General features: G+C 36.0%; 16 protein-coding genes. 7 read left to right on the forward strand and 9 right to left on the reverse strand.

The window, feature by feature from the left end:
• Positions 1-172 precede the first annotated feature (172 nt).
• The 4 genes from ACPF7B_RS09045 to ACPF7B_RS09060 all read left to right on the forward strand — a co-directional run bounded on the left by ACPF7B_RS09045 (position 173) and on the right by ACPF7B_RS09060 (position 3821).
• Entirely contained in the window at positions 173-1501 is a 1329-nt protein-coding gene (locus ACPF7B_RS09045; protein WP_490505480.1) for an amidase family protein, read from the forward strand.
• Positions 1502-1581: 80 nt separating this feature from the next.
• Positions 1582-2463, forward strand: coding sequence for a polysaccharide deacetylase family protein (locus ACPF7B_RS09050; RefSeq protein ID WP_490505481.1), 882 nt, complete (start codon positions 1582-1584; stop codon positions 2461-2463).
• 96 nt (positions 2464-2559) lie between these two features.
• On the forward strand, positions 2560-2862 hold the full coding sequence (locus ACPF7B_RS09055) for a hypothetical protein (RefSeq protein ID WP_490505482.1): 303 nt from the start codon (positions 2560-2562) through the stop codon (positions 2860-2862).
• Positions 2859-3821 (forward strand): CobW family GTP-binding protein, encoded by a 963-nt coding sequence (locus ACPF7B_RS09060; RefSeq protein WP_490505483.1) that lies wholly within the window; start codon positions 2859-2861, stop codon positions 3819-3821. The genes ACPF7B_RS09055 and ACPF7B_RS09060 overlap by 4 nt, the downstream gene beginning before the upstream one ends.
• On the opposite strand, the gene ACPF7B_RS09065 is transcribed toward ACPF7B_RS09060, so the two are convergent.
• From ACPF7B_RS09065 to ACPF7B_RS09080, 4 genes are all read right to left on the reverse strand, one after another.
• Complete coding sequence (locus ACPF7B_RS09065; protein ID WP_490505484.1) at positions 3792-4412, reverse strand: HAD-IIIA family hydrolase; 621 nt, start codon at positions 4410-4412, stop codon at positions 3792-3794. The two genes, ACPF7B_RS09060 and ACPF7B_RS09065, sit on opposite strands and share 30 nt — an antisense overlap.
• A 12-nt stretch (positions 4413-4424) precedes the next feature.
• Positions 4425-6494 carry a glycine--tRNA ligase subunit beta gene (gene glyS / locus ACPF7B_RS09070; RefSeq protein WP_490505485.1) on the reverse strand — a complete coding sequence of 690 codons (2070 nt, stop codon included), beginning with the start codon at positions 6492-6494 and terminating at the stop codon, positions 4425-4427.
• A 97-nt stretch (positions 6495-6591) separates the two neighbouring features.
• Positions 6592-7695 carry a glycosyltransferase family 9 protein gene (locus ACPF7B_RS09075; protein ID WP_490505486.1) on the reverse strand — a complete coding sequence of 368 codons (1104 nt, stop codon included), beginning with the start codon at positions 7693-7695 and terminating at the stop codon, positions 6592-6594.
• A 3-nt stretch (positions 7696-7698) separates the two neighbouring features.
• The gene (locus ACPF7B_RS09080) at positions 7699-8919 is read right to left on the reverse strand and encodes a glycosyltransferase family 9 protein (protein WP_490505487.1); all 1221 of its coding nucleotides are present in this window, start codon (positions 8917-8919) and stop codon (positions 7699-7701) included.
• Between the two features lie 158 nt (positions 8920-9077).
• On the opposite strand from ACPF7B_RS09080, the gene ACPF7B_RS09085 reads away from it, so the two are divergent.
• From ACPF7B_RS09085 to ACPF7B_RS09095, 3 genes are all read left to right on the forward strand, one after another.
• Entirely contained in the window at positions 9078-10946 is a 1869-nt protein-coding gene (locus ACPF7B_RS09085) for an acyltransferase family protein (RefSeq protein WP_490505488.1), read from the forward strand.
• An 11-nt stretch (positions 10947-10957) separates the two neighbouring features.
• Positions 10958-11956, forward strand: coding sequence for a glycosyltransferase family 2 protein (locus ACPF7B_RS09090; protein ID WP_490505489.1), 999 nt, complete (start codon positions 10958-10960; stop codon positions 11954-11956).
• Between the two features lie 66 nt (positions 11957-12022).
• Positions 12023-12829: a glycosyltransferase family 2 protein gene (locus ACPF7B_RS09095; protein WP_490506525.1), complete on the forward strand. Its 807-nt coding sequence runs from the start codon at positions 12023-12025 to the stop codon at positions 12827-12829.
• Positions 12830-12857: 28 nt separating this feature from the next.
• Here ACPF7B_RS09095 and wecB read toward each other — a convergent pair whose 3' ends face one another.
• From wecB to ACPF7B_RS09120, 5 genes are all read right to left on the reverse strand, one after another.
• On the reverse strand, positions 12858-13994 hold the full coding sequence (gene wecB / locus ACPF7B_RS09100; protein WP_490505490.1) for a non-hydrolyzing UDP-N-acetylglucosamine 2-epimerase: 1137 nt from the start codon (positions 13992-13994) through the stop codon (positions 12858-12860).
• Positions 13987-14787, reverse strand: coding sequence for a glycosyltransferase family 32 protein (locus ACPF7B_RS09105; RefSeq protein ID WP_490505491.1), 801 nt, complete (start codon positions 14785-14787; stop codon positions 13987-13989). Before ACPF7B_RS09105 ends, wecB begins: the two co-directional genes overlap by 8 nt.
• A gap of 25 nt (positions 14788-14812) precedes the next feature.
• Complete coding sequence (locus tag ACPF7B_RS09110) at positions 14813-15946, reverse strand: glycosyltransferase (protein ID WP_490505492.1); 1134 nt, start codon at positions 15944-15946, stop codon at positions 14813-14815.
• A 142-nt stretch (positions 15947-16088) separates the two neighbouring features.
• Positions 16089-17975: an acyltransferase family protein gene (locus tag ACPF7B_RS09115; protein WP_490505493.1), complete on the reverse strand. Its 1887-nt coding sequence runs from the start codon at positions 17973-17975 to the stop codon at positions 16089-16091.
• A gap of 100 nt (positions 17976-18075) precedes the next feature.
• Positions 18076-19323 carry an O-antigen ligase family protein gene (locus tag ACPF7B_RS09120; RefSeq protein ID WP_490505494.1) on the reverse strand — a complete coding sequence of 416 codons (1248 nt, stop codon included), beginning with the start codon at positions 19321-19323 and terminating at the stop codon, positions 18076-18078.
• Positions 19324-19353 lie beyond the last annotated feature (30 nt).

Raw genomic sequence — 19353 nt, forward strand, 5'->3', positions numbered from 1 at the left:
TAAATAGATGATCTTTTTTGAGATAAACAGATGCATACCTTCAAATACTAATCTTAAACAATTCTTCTTTTTAGCTTATCTATTTCTTCTTTATGTTACAGACTCTTTTTATTGTAATTTCTTTATATTGCGTATATTGTTAATGATATAGCCACATTAAGAGAGTATTGCAATGACAGCATGGGAATTAGCTGCAAAATATCAAGAACAGCAGACAGATCCTGTTAAAGTTTTAGAGACAGTGATAGAGCTGGAAAGATCAGCAAAAGCGGTCTTTATTTCAAGAGATTACGAACGAGCATATAGGGAAGCAGAAGCTTCAAAAGCACGTTGGAAAGCTAAGCAGCCACTTTCGATATTGGATGGAGTTCCCCTTTCATGGAAGGATCTTTTTGATGTGGCAGGATCTGTAACGACAGCAGGTTCGTATCTTTATGCACAGCATCAAGCCGCAGAGAAAGATGCGCAAGTTGTAGCGATTTTAACCCGGATGGGACTTGTCAATTTTGGTAAGACCAATATGACAGAATTTGCTTATTCTGGTTTGGGATTAAACCCTCATTTTGGAACGCCTCCAAATATTGTAGATAACGAGCGTATACCGGGAGGATCTTCTTCGGGGGCAGCACTGAGTGTGGCTATGGGGATTACTCCAATCTCTATGGGGACAGATACCGCAGGCTCGATACGTATTCCAGCAGCTTTTAATGGTATTGTTGGTTTTAGGGCGAGTCAAAATCGTTATCCTATGTTGGGGGTACATCCATTAGCAGCTTCAATGGATGCTATTGGCCCATTAGGCAACTCTGTAAAAGACTTTTATCTTTTGGATCAACTAATTCAAGGTATTCCATTCCCAACTATACCGCCGGCTCTAAACCAAGCAACTATTCGATTAGTTTATGATCCTGAAATTTTAGAAGACCCCACTCTTTCACCTGAGATGACCATAAACTTTAGTGAGATGATCGAGCGATTAACTCACTTAGGATTTGTGATTGAAAGACGCTCTATTTCTACATTTAAAACTGTCCTTCAGCAGGTTGATGAAGGGCGATGGATTGGTGCAGCTGAGGCATATACGCTTTACCAGTCGTTATTAGAAAGCCCCGATATCACATCTATTGATCCATTGGTCTCTCAACGATTATTACAATCAAAAAAGACATTAGCATCTACTCAAATTGCTCTTTATCAGCTTGCAAAGAGATTAAGAAGAGAGATTATCGATGAATTATCCGGTGCCTATTTCTTATCCCCTACGGTATCGATTACAGCCCCTACTTTTAAGCAGGTGGAAAAAAGTGATCATGATTACTTTGATTGGAATAGAAGAATACTTCGTCTAACAATGCCGGGAAGCTTTTTGGATATGCCGGGAATTACGCTGCCTATGGGGGGTGATCAGCATAATATGCCTTGTGGACTTCTTATCTCTACTTACAGTGGTAATGATGAGGCTTTATTAAAATTAGGAATGTTGTTACAAGAGCTGATATAGCTTATGAAAAATCTATGATAAACAGATAACGAGCGCAATTATAAGAAACATAATAAATAAGAAAATATAGGAGAATTAGAATGAGCAAAGAAATTTTTGTTTCAATCGGAGTAGATGTCGATGCGGTTGCCGGATGGCTAGGTTCATATGGTGGTGAGGATTCTCCCGATGATATTTCTCGAGGATTGTTTGCTGGAGAGGTGGGAAGCCTTCGCTTGTTGAAGTTGTTTGAGAGAGAAAATATTAAGACAACTTGGTTTATTCCAGGCCATTCAGCAGAAACATTCCCAGATCAGATGAAAGCTGTTGTCGATGCGGGACATGAAATAGGCTTGCACGGATATAGCCATGAGAATCCGATAGCAATGACGCCAGAGCAAGAAGAAGCGGTATTAGATCATTCGCTTGAAATAATTACAGAATTAGCAGGAAAGAGACCTACTGGTTATGTTGCTCCTTGGTGGGAATTTAGTAATGTTACCAATGAGTTACTACTTAAAAAGGGAATTAAATATGACCATAGTTTAATGCATAATGATTTTTCGCCTTACTATGTCAGAGTAGGTGATAGTTGGACAAAAATAGATTACAGTCAACCTGCTGAAAGTTGGATGAAGCCATTGGTTCGAGGAGAAGAGACAGATCTTATTGAGATCCCTGCCAACTGGTATTTAGATGATCTTCCACCTATGATGTTTATTAAAAAATCTCCGAATAGTCATGGTTTTGTTAATCCCAGGGATATTGAAGAGTTATGGCGAGACCAATTTGATTGGGCCTATCGTGAAATGGACTATGCGGTATTCCCGATTACTATTCATCCTGATGTTTCAGGAAGACCACAAGTTCTCTTAATGCTCGAGCGATTAATTGCTTATTTTAAACAGCATAAGGGGGTAAAGTTTGTCACGATGCATGAAATTGCCATTGATTTTGAACGGCGTTTTCCTAGAAAGAGTTAATGGTCGGATAGGAAGAGTTAAATTATAACAATGTTTGTATTAAGGCCTATTTTTTTGATAGGCCTTTATTATTTATTACAATTTTAGGTTACTGTTATGTGTGGATTATGTGGATTAGTAGCAGAGCAATTAGATTGGAGTGATGCTGTTGCGAGCAATAAGCCAAAACGGCAAGCGCGTTATATTAAAATTAGCTATTTAAATACAATCTTAAAGCCTTGCAATATTCAGATTGCTGACTTTCAAGGTGTGAATTATATGATTAGTAATAGAACGGGAAGTACGGTAATTGCAAATGGAATGCACGCTCTATGGGTGGAGGTAGAGAAGATCAATTCTAAAATGATTGATGTCTTAGATCCTTATTATCTTAAGCAGTTAGAGGAGTGTATTAAATGATTCCCATTCATATCGTGACAGGTTTTTTAGGTAGTGGTAAGACCTCATTTTTACGAGAATTACTTCTTGCCGAAAAGGGGCATGAAACATTAGTCATTGTTAATGAGTTAGGGGAGATAGGTATTGATGATGCATTATTAGATCCTGTTGGCGAAAATACTTATCTTCTCAATAATGGATGTATTTGTTGCACAGTCCTAGTTAATATTAAAGAGACTTTATTAACGATCATTCGCCAACGAAATCACAAGGAGATCCCTTATTTTAGTAAAGTTGTTATAGAGACAACGGGTTTAGCAAATCCAGCAACTTTATTAAATACTTTGGTACAGGATATTCATTTGAAAGGGCAATTTGCGATTTCTGGAATCACAACATTAGTGGATTTGGAGAATATCCAACTACAAAGTGATTTACACTTTGAATGGCACGCTCAAGTAGCCGCAGCTAATAGGCTGGTGTTAAGTAAAGTTGATTCAGCAAGGGCAATTGCCGTAAATAAGGCTAAAACTATACTAAGCAAGGTGAATCGTGATGCCCCGATTATTGTGTCTTACTGTGGCACTATTACGCTTAATGATCTATTTGAGATAAGCGCACTTAAAACTATTAACCCCCAACTATTTTTCTTTAACTCTCCAGAGATGCAGCAGCATCAAAAAGTTAAGACATTTGTATTAGAGTTTGATGGGGTGATAAATTGGATTGCGTTTGGCTTATGGTTAAATTTATTACTTAAAAAATATGGTGAGCAGATATTAAGGGTTAAAGGAGTTTTAAAGATTGAGGAAGAAGAGCTGCCTTTATTAATTCAAGGTGTCCAATATTGTATCTATCCTCCAGAGCATCTAACGAGTTGGCCTTGGGAAGATGAAAAGAGCAGAATCGTATTTATTGTGCGGGGGATTGACTCTGAACTAATTAAACGCTCATTTGCTCTTTTTATGCGGGTTTGTTAGCGCCCCTTCTTTAAGGAGAAGCGCCTCCACAAAGGTCGCTAAATTATCAAATGTCAAAAGCGATGGATCATTAAGTTTCTGTTCGGTTTTTGCGCCATTACCGGTTCGTACTAAAATCGGAGTCACGTGATATTCACTTGTTTTGGTTGCTCGTTTTGCCGCTTCCACATCGGAGCTTTTATCGCCCACAAAATAGATCACACTCTCTTTGGTGAGCTGCAGTGTTTTAATAATCGAGAGCAACATGCCCGGATTAGGCTTTCGATCGGGATGATGGGGATCATCGGCGGTGCAAAAAGCGATCATATCGATCTCTCCTTCATGCTCGGCGAGAAGGGAACTCATCTTCTCATGCATCTCATCGAGTGCTTGATGATCATAGAGCCCAAGCGCAATGCCTCGTTGATTTGTAGCAATACTGACTTTAATATCCGCTAGAGAGAGTTTTGCAATGGCCTCAATGCTTCCATCAATCGGCATCCATTCCTCCGCAGATTTAATATACTCTGCGGAGTCATGATTAATTACACCATCTCGATCTAAAATCACAAGATCTGGCCATGGAAGTACCGGCAATTGCAAATGGCTCACGACAAATAATCCTTATAATTGTAATTTTGAGATATCAGCAACCGTTTCAAAATCGTTACGGATAAGGGTCAAAAGTGCTAAACGATTTTGGCGAACAGGTAGATTGTCAGTCATTACCATCGTATTTTCGAAGAATGTTGCAAGTGGTGCTGCTAAATTACTGAGTGCGGTTAACACTGCATTGTAATCTTTACGAGCGACTAAATTCTCTAATTGATCGTTAAGCTTCATTGTTGCCATATAGAGTGTTGTTTCAGAATCATTTTCTAAAAGATCTGATGTAACAGTTGTAGATCCCATCTCTGATTTATTGTTATCTAAAATGTTATGAATACGTTTATTCGTTTCGATCAATGTACCTGCTTCGGGAAGTTTCTTAAACTCCGCGACAGCTAATAGGCGATGATAGATATCTAAAGGATTGGTGAGTTGAAGCTCAGAAATGGAGGCGAAGACATCACTCGAAACACCTAAATCAGCAGAGTATGCACGAAGGCGCTCAAAGATATAGGTGAAAATGGTCGCAATAGATTTATTCGCATCAATGGTCGTGGGCATTGTGCTCGCGCTGATCTCGATGAGTTTGAGGAGATCGAGATTGAGCTGGCCTTCAATCAAAATACGCAATACTGCAAGGGCATTTCGGCGAAGGCCGTACGGGTCGCGTGAACCTGTTGGAATCTCACCAATCGAGAAGATACCAACGATTGTATCTAAACGTTCTGCCAAACCAAGGGCTTGAGCTTCTTTGGTTGTTGGTAACTTATCACCAGCAAACCGGGGCCAATAGACTTGTTCAAGGCTATCTGCAACGACTGAGTTTTCCCCTTGGTTGAGCGCATAGTAACGTGCCATTGTTCCTTGGAGTTCAGGAAATTCTTGTACCATGTCACTGATGAGATCCGCTTTATTCAAACGCGCTGCACGGGCAACAAGTAAGCGATCCGCGCCAATTTCTTCAGCGATTGCTTCGGCAAGAGTGCATACTCGACTGATTTTATCAGCCTGTGATCCGAGTTTTGTTTGAAAAACTACGTTTTCTAGATGAGAAAGATAGCTCTCAAGGGGTTTATCACGATCTTCATTCCAGAAAAATTCCGCATCAGCAAAGCGAGGACGAATAACACGCTCATTGCCATCAACCACCGCTTGCGGATCTTTACTATCGATATTGCTCACAAAACAGAACTTGTCCACTAGTTTGCCATTGCTATCAACAATCGGGAAGTACCGCTGATGGTCTTCCATTGCAATGATTAAGGCTTCTTGTGGAACATCTAAAAAGTGTGATTCAAAACTACCAATCATGGCTTTAGGCCACTCAACAAGTGCAGTGACTTCATCGAGTAGACCTTCGTTGATAATGGGGTTACCAATTGGCGCTGTTGTTGCACGAATATCTTCTTCAATCAATGTCTTACGCTTTTCAAAATTAGGAACGATATGTCCTTCTTTCTCCATGATCGTTTCATAATCTTTCGCATTTTCAATGACAATCGGCGAGTTTGTATGGAAACGGTGCCCACGGCTTTGATTGCCTGCTTTAATCCCAAAAATTTCGGTATCAAGGATTGTATTACCATAAACAACCACAACCCAACGAACAGGGCGAACAAACTCAAAATCGTGATTTGCCCAACGCATACGTTTAGGAATTGGTAAGCCTTTTAAAGCTTTTTCAATCATCCCAGGAAGTAGATGTTCAAGTGTTTCCCCTTTTACCTCTTCGGTGAAAACATACCAAGCCCCTTTCTCTGTTTTAAGGAGTTTCAGATCTTCAACATTCACGCCGCATGAGCGAGCAAAGCCTAAAAGTGCCGGTGTGGGCACACCATCTTTCATTGCAGCTTGTTCAGCAGGACCACGGCGTTCATTAATATAGTTTTCTTGCTCGGATTGTAGCTCTGAAATCACAAGCGCTAAACGACGAGGGGTAGCATACGCTTTAATATCTGAAAAAGTGAGTTTCTTTGCTTTTAGCTCGGCTTCAATGCCATTTTTAAAAGCATTCGATAAATTATTCAGTGCGCGTGGCGGAAGCTCTTCCGTCCCAATTTCAATTAGTAGCGTCTCTTTAATCATTGTGATTCCATCTAAAAAGTGTATGAAATAATTAAATATCGTGATTTAACTGTCTATTCTACCGCATTTTGCAATGATCTCATAAAATTGATTACCGCTAAGAGTCGTATTTATTTTGAGGCTGAATTTCATTTAAAACGCGTTGCGCAGAAATACTTTTGATAGGAGCCCCTAATTTGGGCGTATAGATAATTGTATTTTTATCCTTTTTTAAAGGGAGCCAACGAGGGCTAGGGTTACGCCTATTCTTACGTAACAAGGAGATTAGTTGTGCATTAGAAAATGTTGCAAGATGCATAATAGAGGTATCAACAGTAATAATCAGGGTACATTTTTGTAATAGTGAAGGTAGCTCAAAGAAGCTTTTTTGTGCGGAAAATACTACCGTTGATAAAAGCTGATATCTTTGAATAAAGTCAGTGACCAATTCTCGATCTTCAGGAAGCGCATTCAATATAAATAGAGCATTATGATAAGTAGGATGTTTTTGTAATGCCGCGATGAGCTCGCCTGCGTTTTCTAAAGACCAACATCGTTCCTCGCCTTTAGCGAAAATATTAATAAAAACAATGGGTTCACCAGTGGGCCAATTATTTTTTTCAAGAAAATGAATGCTTTCTAACTGCCATTCTTGAGGGATATTGATAAAAGGATAGCGATCCTCTTTCGAAAAATGAAGATCCGCAATTTGTTCAAACCAATAAGCAAATTTTTCACTAATATGAGCCGATCGATTTTTAAGATCTTTGATGCGTATATCAAGTAGTTTTAATTCTTTTTTCACTTTAAAACTAAATAAATTAGTAGGAATATCGATTCCAACAGCAATACGGTCTTGGGCAATTTCTCTCGCTAATTTCGAGTAGTTTTGAGATCTTAAATCTCCAAGAGAGATGACATACGGATAATGCTCTTTTTTACACTCATCAATTGATTTCTCAAGTAACTCGTATGAGTATGCATAATAAATTTTATTAAATAATCCCGTTGTTTCAAGCCATTCATATAAAATATAGTTTTTAAGATGTCTCACTTTTTCAGGATTATTCGTAATTCTCACATCTTGAATGAAGAGATCAATTTTAAGTTGAGGGTATTGCGCTTTCAATTTTTTGAAACAGTTTTGCATATAGGTAAAATCACCGATAGCAAGGTGTACAATAAATAGAACTTTGTCTGTTAATGTAATTTGATGATTCATATTCTAAAGGTATTTATTAATTGCAAGAGTAATTTCTTCAGAAAATTTTTCGAGAGGTATTTCTGAAAACGTATTGTAATTAAATATCAATTGCTGAGCATTTGGATTGTTAGGTGCCCAATTAAGATGATTAATTGGGGGATTTTTATCATAGTCATTGTTCAATATGTAGGGGGCATCTGTGAGTTTATTCAGTAGCTTTGTTCCGTATTGAGTAACTTGACGTCTGTATTGGGTTTTATATTGATCGGACGATTCATTTTTAGCGGGGTATAAGTAAAGAGCAATTGTTTTTTGTGAGAAAGCTGAAGCAATATGAACGATAGATGTATCTACTGTGAAAATAAGATCTGCCTTTTCAATTAAAGGAACAACTTCTAAAATATTTTGCGATTTAAAAATTGAGATACTGTCAGGTAAATGAAGTTTAGTTAGTTGGTTTGGGTCCCCAATAAGAATTACTTGATAGTTGTTTTCAAGCATTTTAATGCTGAGCATTATCTGCTCATTTGTTAGCCAGCGAGATTTGTTTCCACCTAAAGGATTAAGTATGACAATTTTTTTATTACGATTTTTCACACTTTGAAGAAATAGATCTGTTTTTTGTTGCATTTCAGGTGGTGTAAAAATTTCATAATGCAGATCAGAGTCAGGTAATCCTAGGTGTTTTAATATTAAAGGTAAACGGGAAGTTACATGCGCTGTTTCTTGGTAATAAGGTATGGAAACATTGTATGAAGGAATATTACTTTTGTTAAACCCTATCAGAATGGGTGTTCTGATGAATGAACAGAAGAAAATATTTTTTTTATAAACGCCTTGGCAAAATTTTAGGTCTATTGCTAAATCGAATTCTTCGTGACGAATTTTCTTAATAGAACTAAATAGATCTCGTAGGCTTTTATCTTTGTATTCAAAGATGCCTTTGATATATGGATTGTATTTGATGATATCTAACGAGGATTTTTCGGATGAAATATATATCTCGTATCCTTGCTGAGCAAGAACACGAATAAGCCCCGTAGTCGCTATTAAATCGCCATGTTTATCATTTCTAACGATAAGAATCTTTTTTATTCCTTTGAGATCAAGACTAGTAACTGATCTATGAGGGAGGATTTTCTTTATGAGAGAAAATTTAAAATAAGAGAAGTTCAATTTAAGCTTTTTGTTTAAAAAGCGAATTTCCCAAAAATATTGTTTGATTTTTTTTGAAAGAGACATCAGTTTTTAATTCTTCTATATATTGAAAAACAGAGCAATAATCGAAAAAAAAAGTTAAGATACATGCTTTTAATAAAACGATTTAACGTATTAACTTAAATAATTTTAGTTTTATCACAATCGACTTCCAATTATACACCTTTTAAATCATTAATTTTATGAAAGACAACATTAAATATAGAAACGATATTGATGGGTTACGGGCGATAGCCGTTATTTCTGTCTTGATATTTCATTTCAATAGCCAGTGGCTACCAGGTGGTTTTCTAGGTGTTGATGTTTTTTTTGTTATTTCTGGATTTTTAATTACATCCATCATTAAGAAACAATTAGATGCAGGGAGCTTTTCTTTTAAAGATTTCTATAATCGCCGAATTAAAAGAATCTTACCATTATTATTTTTGGTATTGTTTGTAACATTGATACCAGCTATTTTTATTTTGCTTCCCGATCAATTAGAAAGTTTTTTACGTTCTTTACGTTATGCAATGCAGTTTAGAGCAAACAGGGCTTTTACAGGAGGTGGTTACTTTGATTCTTTCGCAGAAGAAAAGCCTTTATTGAATTTATGGTCTCTGGCTATCGAGGAGCAGTTCTACTTTATTTGGCCGCTTGTTTTGTTTATTTGTTATTTTGCAACCAAAAAAACTATTAGGCAGCAGTACATACTATTTTATATTGCGATTTTAGGAATTATCATCAGTACAATCGTTGCTCAAAATTCTCTTAAACATAATCCAGAAGATAGCTATTTTTTATTAAGAAATAGAGCTGCGGAGTTATTGGTAGGGTGTTCAATCGCGTTGCTTCCATATCACATTCCTGAAAAATGGCGGAAATTTCTTGGTTACATTGGTGTTTCTGTTCTCCTAATCTGTTTTATATATTATTCTGAAGAAATTCCGATACCGGGTATTTGGGTACTTATCCCAACGGTTTCCGCAGCATTGTTTATTTTAGACAGTAGTACGACGGGCTATAAGAAAATCTTTACAGTTCCCTTGGTTCGTCTAATCGGTTTATGGTCATTTTCACTCTATTTATGGCATTGGCCTATTTTAGCCCTTGCTCGTTATATCTATCAGGATCCACAATTACCAGGGAGTTGGTTGTTTGTAATCGCAGTTATGGTGCTAATACTATCCATATTAAGTTATTATTTGGTGGAAAATCCCATTAGAAGGGTTAAGCTATCGTTTTTGCAAAGTATTCTTTTAATTTTTGTTATTCCTTATGCAGTTATTTCGGGAATAGCTTTTTATGCACAAAAAAATATTGATTCAACATTTCTTTATATTAATCGAGAAAAAACACGTTTTTTTCTGAATCACCATAATGAAGGCTGTCATGGCATTATTTCTAATGATTGTGCAGTGGGTGATCTCAATGCAGAGAAACATTACTTATTAATTGGCGATTCGCATGCAATGCATCTTTCCGGTTTAATGGATGAAGTTGGAAAGAATGAACATATTAAAATTGATGTTGTAGCCTCCCCTGCATGTCCATTTTTATTTATCGATACAGCAATTCGCAAAAAACATCCAGAATGTGATCGAGCAAATCAGTATTTTATTGATAATTTTAAAAATTATGATGCCGTGATTTTAAGTCAGCTCTATTATCCTCTCGCTTATGGCTCACCTGTCGTTAAAGACTACTTGCGCTATTTGAAAGAATTTTTACAAGATGTAAGTAAAACAACTCCAGTTATCGTGATGGCCGATGTCCCTGAGATGGAGTACAACATGTTGCGTTACGATCGTATTAAAAAATTGGGGCTACCATTATCACCTAAAATACATAGCGATAGAGTAGGACATAATATTAAGATTAATCATGAGTTGGAAGCGTTGATTACATCGATTCCAAATGTTTCATTTGTTGATATAACGCCTTATGTAGAAACTCTTTTACAACAAGGAGAACAATTATATTATGATGGTGATCATCTTAATCCATACGGAAGTCGAAAAATCGGAGAGCTTTTTATTAAACACCAATCCCTTAAAGTAGAAGATCATTAAAGGAATTTTTCATGTTGATATCTGTTATCATCCCTGTTTACCAAGTTGAGCAAGAGATTGAAAGGTGCTTAAAATCGGTTTTTATTCAATCTTATCCTCGGATTGAATTAATTCTAATTAATGATGCAACTCCAGATAATAGTTTTGAGATAGCAAAAGCTTTAGTGATTGATCAAAACCAGAATCAGAATCGTCTCCAATACCAATTTATAGAGCATTCTAAAAATAGAGGGCTTTCTGCAGCACGAAATACAGGTATCAAAGCAGCAAGAGGTGATTATCTATTTTTTTTGGATAGTGATGATTCATTGTCAGATCCAGAAGCCATTTCTTATTTAGTCGAATGTAGTCAAGATAAGGGGATTACCAAGGAGCTAGTTGTCGGTAATTTCCAAAAAATAAAAGGAAAACACGTCGATTTTATCTTGGCATCGACACAAAAAGAGTATACCGATAACGATGAAGTGTTCAAAGATTATGCTCATTCTAAGTTATGGGTTATTGCTTGTGCGAAGCTGATAAATCGTACTTTCTTGTTAAAAAATGATCTTTTTTTCCAAGAAGGAATATACCATGAGGATCTTTTATGGGCATTTCATCTCTATCGGTTAGCTAAATTAGTCTATTCGACCCCTAGAATTGTCTATAATCATTTTGAAAGGGCAGGATCAATTACTTGGAGTATTTCTGAGAAAAATATTCAAGACCAGATTTCTGTTATTTTAGAAATGTATGCGGAATATAGTAAAAATCCTGACTATCATCCCAAAGATACTCGTTATACGATTGAGCTATATCGCAAAGAGATTTTTGATTGGTTAATTGCAATTGATAAAAATAGTATTAGACAAAGCGATGCGGATCACTTTTTTTATGAGCAAATTTTAAGATTAAAAAAAATTAATATTCCTGCAAGAACAGGGAAATCAAAGTTTAATAAACAAAACTTATTCTTTCGTTTACCGGCCTGGCTTATTTTACGGTATCTTAATAAGTGTCGATTGTCATAATATTCCTAAATTTTCTAAGCCCTATAAGCTATATTACATTCTATGCAACCGATAATATTAGTCATGATGTCTACTTTTAACAGACCCTTATTAGCGATGCGGGCTGTTCAGTCTGTTTTAGCACAATCATATTCAAACTTTCATCTTATTATTTTTAATGATGGTTCCAAAGAGGATTATTCAGCTTTAGAGGCGTTAATTCGAGATCGTTGTGAGATAACCTATATTAAGTCTCATAATCTCGGACTTAATCGAGCAAAGAATTTTATGTTAGATACATTAGTAGACCAAGGGGTTAAAAATAACGCTTATTTAACTGTATTAGATGATGATGATTATTTTTCGCCGGATGCGTTTAATATTTTTAAAGAGACTATTGAACAATATCCTCAAGATAACTGGTTTTGTTTTAATGTTAAAATCATTTCGGATATAAAAAATTTTTCGAAACCTTACAATACATTTAAGAGAATTACTTATAAGCAATTTCGAGCAGATTTCCCTGGAGATACACATAGTCTACATAAGTTTGATTCGGTTTGTGATCTGCGTTACCCGCACATTTTTTTTAAAAATGGTTTTGAGCATATCTATTATTTTAAAATTAAATCCAAAATTACGATTATCCCTAAAGTGGTTAAATTTGTTGAATATCAAGGTGATGGTTTATCGGAAAGTAATTTATATTATCGCTCGGAGAGTCTAGACGTCTTGTTTAAGCATATTCTTTTAGATCCAAAGCAAATGGAATATTACAAAATTTTTTATCGACGAATATTGAAGACAATAAACATTAAAGATTTCATTAAGAAGCTCATTACCGAAGAGCGTTATTATAAAATTAAGCGCAGCGTGTTTAAGAAAAAGAGATAAATCTATGATTCTTAACTAATCGCTTTTATTATTTTTTAGTCAGTAAATATTTTAGAATAATATCGACTATTTTGGTTGAGGCAGTTCCATCCCCATAGGGGTTTTGGGCAGCACTCATTGAGTGATAAATTTCTTTATTGTCAATAAGAGATTTTGTTGCCTCGATGATTGTATTTGTTACAGTCCCTACTAATTTGGCTGTTCCTGCTTTAATGGCTTCAGGGCGTTCAGTATCACTCCTCATTACAAGTACAGGCTTATTAAGGGCAGGTGCCTCTTCTTGTATTCCGCCTGAATCTGTCAAGATTAAATATGATTTATCCATGATGTAAGCAAAAGAGAGATAATCTAATGGATTAATTAAATAGATATTGGGAATCCCTAGTAAATGTTCCATCAATATAGTTTTTACATTTGGGTTAGGATGGACGGGTAAAATAAAACAATTGTCTGGATATAAGTGCGCTAAAGCCTTAACAGCCATTGCAATATTGTAAATCCCAGTTTTATGGTTCTCTCGTCTATGAGCCGTTATTAAAATGACTTTATTATACTGTTCGATAAATGAGAACTTTTTATAAATTTCAGTAGCGATAGAGGGGGATTTGATTTTTTGGAGCGCTAAAAATAACGCATCGATAACAGTATTCCCAGTGAGAAATATGTTTTCCTTAGGAATATTTTCATCCAGTAGATTTTGTCGAGCAATTGCTGTGGGAGCCATGTGTAAACTAGTAATGATACTTGTTAATTTTCTATTGGCTTCTTCAGGCCAAGGAGAAAGGATATCATTGGTGCGTAGGCCGGCCTCAACATGGATGATGGGGATTTTTAGATAAAAAGCTGCTAATGCAGCATTGAGAGTTGTCGCCGTATCCCCGTGTACCAGCACTAGATCGGGTTGATATACTTGCAGAATCGGTGAAAGAGTTGTCAATATCCTTGCGCTAATATCAGCAAGTGTCTGATTTTCACGCATGATATTGAGATCAAAGTCGGGGGTGACTTCAAACGTTGTCAGTATTTGATTTAGTATCTCTTTATGTTGGCCTGTGATGCAAACTTTGCTTTCAATAAGATTGCTATATTTTTTAAGTTCCTGAATGATAGGAATCATTTTTATAGCTTCCGGTCGTGTACCAAAAACTGTTAATACTTTATACATTAGGAGCCCTCTTTGTTATAGCGTAAATTTTATTGCTACTAAATTGTATTTTAAAGAGAATTTTTTCTTTGGGTAATAGTGGAAGGGAATTATTATGATCGTTTTCTCGCTTGAATCGAACGAATGAGTAGTTTTGTATTTTTAATTTTAATTTTCTTGAGAACCCTTCAACCCAAGATCCATTAAATAAATGAATCGCGTAATTGGGCTCCTGATCATTTGGGGTGCAAAAGTAGCCCGAAGGATAGATAACAGATCGCTCATCCAAATATGTTGTTGCAGTTGGTAGATATGGGGGATAAAGCTCAAATCTTTCTTGAAAGTATAGTGATATTCGATTGGTATTCGTCTGGAGATTATATCCTGTTTTTTCATTGAAAAATTGAAGATGATCATACTCTTTTAATAGATCAGCGATAATAGCATTTTTTGCTTTAGCACCCATAACGGCAGTAATAGGAGACGGTATGTTATTGTATAACTCATATCCAGTGAAGAAATCATTTTTTAAAAAAAGATCTAATGTTTGTGTAATTCGCACATCGGAGTCTAGGTAAATACCTCCATAATGATATAAAACATAGAGTCTGAGGTAGTCTGATACAAAAGCCCATTTTTTATATTTAAACGCTTCTTGCAGATATTGATTATCAATAGATTTTGCCAGCTCATTACCCCATTCGATAATTTCATACTCGGGTAAAAGAGCTTGCCAGCTGTCGATACATTGTCTTACAAGATCGGGTTTAGGATTGTCACCAACCCATATATAGTGGATTTTTTTAGGTATCATCGTATTGAAATATAATTTTTTGGATTTAACGTGGTGGATTTATTGTCTGTACGAGCGCATTTTTAAAATTGTGGATAACGTACTCAGTTTGAAACTTTTCAACACTTTTTTGTATATTTGCCGCATCAGGTAGACATCGCTCCTCATTGAGGATTTGTTGGAGAATTGATAGACATTTATGTTCATCATCAAGCTCATATAGCCAACCATTTACCCCTTCTTGTATAATTTCATTAGGTCCTACTGGGCAATTGCTTGATAAGCATGGGATTCCTCTCATCATCGCTTCGACTAATACTAAGCCAAATCCTTCATATCGGGAGTTTAAAAGAAGAATACCCGCTTGGTGAATATATTTCCAAGGCTCGTCTTTCCATCCATAAAATGTAATATTCTGATAGATATCCAGTTTTTTTGCATATTCTTTAATAGCGTTGTCTTTTGCTTCGGAGTTAGAGGCTCCAATCATCTTTAAATGCCAATCTCCTTGTAGTTTGCTAAGAGTTTTTAGTAGTCCTTTTACTCTTTTGTCAGGGCTACCAATACGTCCAATATAAATAAACTGTTTATGATCTCTCTTGATAATTTCCGCTTTCTCAACAGGATTATATATGAGGCTGACGTTTGACGGATGCAGCTTTTGTATTAATTCTGTTTGTAAACCTTTACTAATTGCAAAAAAACTATCAAATAAATCAATATTATTTTTTAAAGCAGTAATAACATTAGGATTAATCGCTCTAATTGTGCCATGAGGCCATGCAATAAGCGGAGTTTTGTTGAGAGTTTTACAATATTTTTTTAATACAGGTAGAATGTGTATCAAGGTTTTTGAAAGATCTAAAACAATTAAAACATCCGGTGGTGATTGAGGAAAAGCCTTTTTGAGGAGTTTTTTCGTAGCTCTTCTCAGTTCCAGTTTTCCTAATGGATAGGAGAGAAAATGGGGGAGTTTTTTATGCCATTTCTGATGAGTATTTGCCGGCATAATGTAAGTTTTTTTAAATTTTTCAAGAAATTTAGAATCTTCAGGAGGATGAAATAAAAGCAGCGAAGATTGGATGTCATATTGCTCTAAACCCGTAACAACATTGGTAAGAACGGTTTCTAGCCCGCCTCTCCCAGAGTGTTTATCTGTTAATAAAAAAGCAATATGCATTATTTATCCCTGCTCTGTCGATACCAATAAAGGTATTTGATTCTATCTATTATAAGATTTTATTTTCCAGTGTAGCAATAGAGTATGGTTATAGTTGTTTTATAAACATACTCATGGCATCACATCACAAAATCATCTTGAATTATTTTAATAAGTTCTCTTTTTGACTGAATGCTTCACCAATTTTTTCACTACCATAAAGATTGAGATGGTTATCATCAAAATAAACAGGGATACCATCAATAAGACCATCTTTTGGAATATATTTGTTTATATCGATAAAATAGACGTTATCAATCGTGTCGGCAAGTTGTTGTAAATATTTATTAGCATCATCAGTAGAATACTTGTTATTGGATGGTTTTGCGTATTTTTCTAGCCCAAGAGCTTGTAGTTTCTTGTAGCGCGATAATGATGCAACAGTCAATTTAGGGATATCAGAAATCAAGTAAACGGCAGGGCTAGTTTCAGCAACTTTCATGACTGTATTTTTAAATTTTTCTTGATAGTTATTATCGATCTCTCCAGGCTCTTCAAATTTTGGCGCTAGATATTGCGAAATGACAACAGCATTATATTGGGCGCTATCGTTTAAAATATAATCGTTAAGTTGGAAACAAGTTGCATTTGGACGTCCAGAGAATACTTTTTTAAGCGTTTCTGAAGGTGGGAATCCACATCCTCCCGAAGCAAGCATATGCGCTTTGAAGTTTTGATTGTTCCCAACAACATCCATAAAGTTTGCAAGATGTGCTGCATGCGAGTCTCCGATAACTAGAATTTTAGTATCAGCATTATTTTTTCCCACATAGCAGTGATCGTTGATAGGGCTGTCCATGCATACCTGATCTGATTTTGCCCAGTCGATTACTCCTTGAGGTTCATCAAGTCGTAGCTTTTCAGACAATGGTTGGGAGATCGTTGCTTGATGAATACCTACCACGGCAAGTGCAGGAATACTATAGATTAGTATAAAACTTGAAACAAATTTGAGTTTAAACCGGCGTATTGGATTTTCAACGAAATAGTAAGTGATAATTGAGAGCGTAACAATAATTACAAGGGCACTCAACATCCAGGCCGCTGGTAATTGAGTATCATTGAAAATATAACGCATAAAAGCAAGGATAGGCCAATGCCATAAATAGAGAGAGAATGACCACAGCCCAACAGTTCTTGCGATTGGATTGGTAAAAATTTTCTTATAAGTAGCGTTTGCGTTTGAATCTAAAATAAAAAGAGCCGCTGCAATAGTTGGTAGCATTGCTGCGATACCGGGGAAAGGTATTTCAGCGGAATAAAGGATGAAGCATGTTACTAATACAACAATGCCTATTGGCCCCAAAATTACTTTATAACGTTCTTTGACGGTATATGGATTAAGTGCTAACACACATCCAACAAGCAGCTCAGAGGCGCGTGTGCTGAGTTCAAAGTAAGCTTTTCCTGGTGCTGATTGTAGTCGGAGTTCTGTAAAGATAAGACTAACTGCAATGCCTGCGATAGCAATCCAAAAAGCCCATAATCGAGGTTGTTTTCTTTTACGTACTAACCAAAAAATTGCCAACAGAGTTAGAGGCCAAATGAAGTAAAATTGCTCTTCTATCGCTAATGACCATAAATGTAATAATGGTTTTTCTTCTGAAACAGGATCGAAGTAGTTTTGTCCACTAAAGGCTCGATTAGCTCTAAATTGCATTGAGTATTTAGCTGTTCGCCAAAATGCTTCGTAGTCTCTGGTGGAAAAAAGTAGTGCAGCGACTATAACGGTAACGATTAAAACGGTAAAAAATAGTGGAAGAATTCGCTTAATGCGGCGAGTATAGAAATCTCTAAATGTGAAGCGTTTTTGTTCTATTTGACGGGTAATAATCGATGTAATCAGAAAACCTGAAATCACAAAGAAGATATCGATACCTAAAAAACCTCCAGGTAACCAACTAGAGTTGAAATGAAAAATAATGACGGAAATCACTGCTAGTGCTCGTAATCCATCGATATCGGGTCTATATTTGATGTTATTTGTCATAGTGTATTTTAGGTATGATTTATGTTGATAGAGTCGATTGTAAATAATGTGATTTCTCTCATTTTTGAGGAGACCGATCATTATACAATGTAATCATCTGTTATTTTTGATTAGTTATTATATTTTTGTCAGCTTTGTAAGCAAGCGTGAGGCCTAGCATAATAGGAACCCAAACAATAGGAAACCAGTAATATTCAAAGAGTCCTACATGTGTATTAATGGGCATCATGGCAATAAATCCTGTCATGATCCACATATTCCCAGCTTTTGCCGTAAACACTCGCCAGAGTAGATATCCACACAGTACGAGGTAGGGGACAAAACCGATGATCCCTGTTTCGATAAGAATTTCTAAACCATGCAAATGAACATGGGAAACAAAAGCGAAAATTTTATAGTTATCAGGGTAAGTTTGATAAATTTTATCAAAACCTAATGGTCCAATACCATTAACCCAATAATTAGGGATCTCTTTAAATGCAACGTACCAAATGTTTGGGCGTAATGACGTTAGTTGAGAGAAAAACCCTTCATCGCCGAAATTGGAAAATATAGTAATAAATCTATTCTGTACTACGGATGATTGGCTTGCAATGGTAATCGCGATAAGACCTATTAATAACAACATTCCGATAAATCGCAGTTTATGTTTAATTTTATTTTTTATAAATAAAAATGTTGTAAACAGTAGAATAGATATGAATAGCGAGATCAAACCGGCTCTAGCTCCCCCTAATAAAATAGCGGTAATAAACAGAATAATGGCAATTACAGAGCCAATAATGCGTAGAGGTGTCGTTTTCTTTTCTAGAAGATAGTAAGGCACAAACAATATAATTGGGCTGAACGTGCCTAAAAAGTAGCTAAGATGATACCAAGGATAAAATACTCCTCTAACACGGTTATTCCCAACAGGGCTATGACCTAAGAGATGATAATCAGTTTGCCATTGGACGATAGCGTCTAATGAAATAATTATTAAAGCTAGGAATAGGAGTATTTCTAGGGGCTTAAAGTGAAAGTCGGTATGCTTCATATAGATTGGTAAAATCCCAATCAGGAGAAACAGAAACATCGTCAAGAAGGTAGATTCAGGTTTTATGGTATTTAAAGAATCAAGCGTTGCAATGCCAATGGGGAGCAATAGAGCAAGTGCTGCATAAAGATAGCGATTATTGCTAATCTCCGAAAAAACCCCACGCCAATTTAGCACAGCGCATACCAATCCTAAAGTTGCTCCAATGACAGTAAGATCAATAAATACGCGGCGCGAGTATAGCATTGAAAAGAGTAGCACGAGAAAATAGAGATAAAGATATTTATGGAAGATGTTTTTGATAAAAGACATAGTAAACTATTAAATTTAATTATTTTAGAT

Source organism: Ignatzschineria sp. 22MB058224 (assembly GCF_058188435.1).

What these genes read in the sequence shown, in the direction of transcription:
- ACPF7B_RS09045 (WP_490505480.1), top strand. Translation starts at nt 173, where the DNA reads ATGACAGCATGGGAATTAGCTGCAAAATATCAAGAACAGCAGACAGAT.
- ACPF7B_RS09050 (WP_490505481.1), top strand. Translation starts at nt 1,582, where the DNA reads ATGAGCAAAGAAATTTTTGTTTCAATCGGAGTAGATGTCGATGCGGTT.
- ACPF7B_RS09055 (WP_490505482.1), top strand. Translation starts at nt 2,560, where the DNA reads ATGTGTGGATTATGTGGATTAGTAGCAGAGCAATTAGATTGGAGTGAT.
- ACPF7B_RS09060 (WP_490505483.1), top strand. Translation starts at nt 2,859, where the DNA reads ATGATTCCCATTCATATCGTGACAGGTTTTTTAGGTAGTGGTAAGACC.
- glyS (WP_490505485.1), bottom strand. Translation starts at nt 6,494, where the DNA reads ATGATTAAAGAGACGCTACTAATTGAAATTGGGACGGAAGAGCTTCCG.
- ACPF7B_RS09075 (WP_490505486.1), bottom strand. Translation starts at nt 7,695, where the DNA reads ATGAATCATCAAATTACATTAACAGACAAAGTTCTATTTATTGTACAC.
- ACPF7B_RS09080 (WP_490505487.1), bottom strand. Translation starts at nt 8,919, where the DNA reads ATGTCTCTTTCAAAAAAAATCAAACAATATTTTTGGGAAATTCGCTTT.
- ACPF7B_RS09085 (WP_490505488.1), top strand. Translation starts at nt 9,078, where the DNA reads ATGAAAGACAACATTAAATATAGAAACGATATTGATGGGTTACGGGCG.
- ACPF7B_RS09090 (WP_490505489.1), top strand. Translation starts at nt 10,958, where the DNA reads ATGTTGATATCTGTTATCATCCCTGTTTACCAAGTTGAGCAAGAGATT.
- ACPF7B_RS09095 (WP_490506525.1), top strand. Translation starts at nt 12,023, where the DNA reads ATGTCTACTTTTAACAGACCCTTATTAGCGATGCGGGCTGTTCAGTCT.
- wecB (WP_490505490.1), bottom strand. Translation starts at nt 13,994, where the DNA reads ATGTATAAAGTATTAACAGTTTTTGGTACACGACCGGAAGCTATAAAA.
- ACPF7B_RS09105 (WP_490505491.1), bottom strand. Translation starts at nt 14,787, where the DNA reads ATGATACCTAAAAAAATCCACTATATATGGGTTGGTGACAATCCTAAA.
- ACPF7B_RS09110 (WP_490505492.1), bottom strand. Translation starts at nt 15,946, where the DNA reads ATGCATATTGCTTTTTTATTAACAGATAAACACTCTGGGAGAGGCGGG.
- ACPF7B_RS09115 (WP_490505493.1), bottom strand. Translation starts at nt 17,975, where the DNA reads ATGACAAATAACATCAAATATAGACCCGATATCGATGGATTACGAGCA.
- ACPF7B_RS09120 (WP_490505494.1), bottom strand. Translation starts at nt 19,323, where the DNA reads ATGTCTTTTATCAAAAACATCTTCCATAAATATCTTTATCTCTATTTT.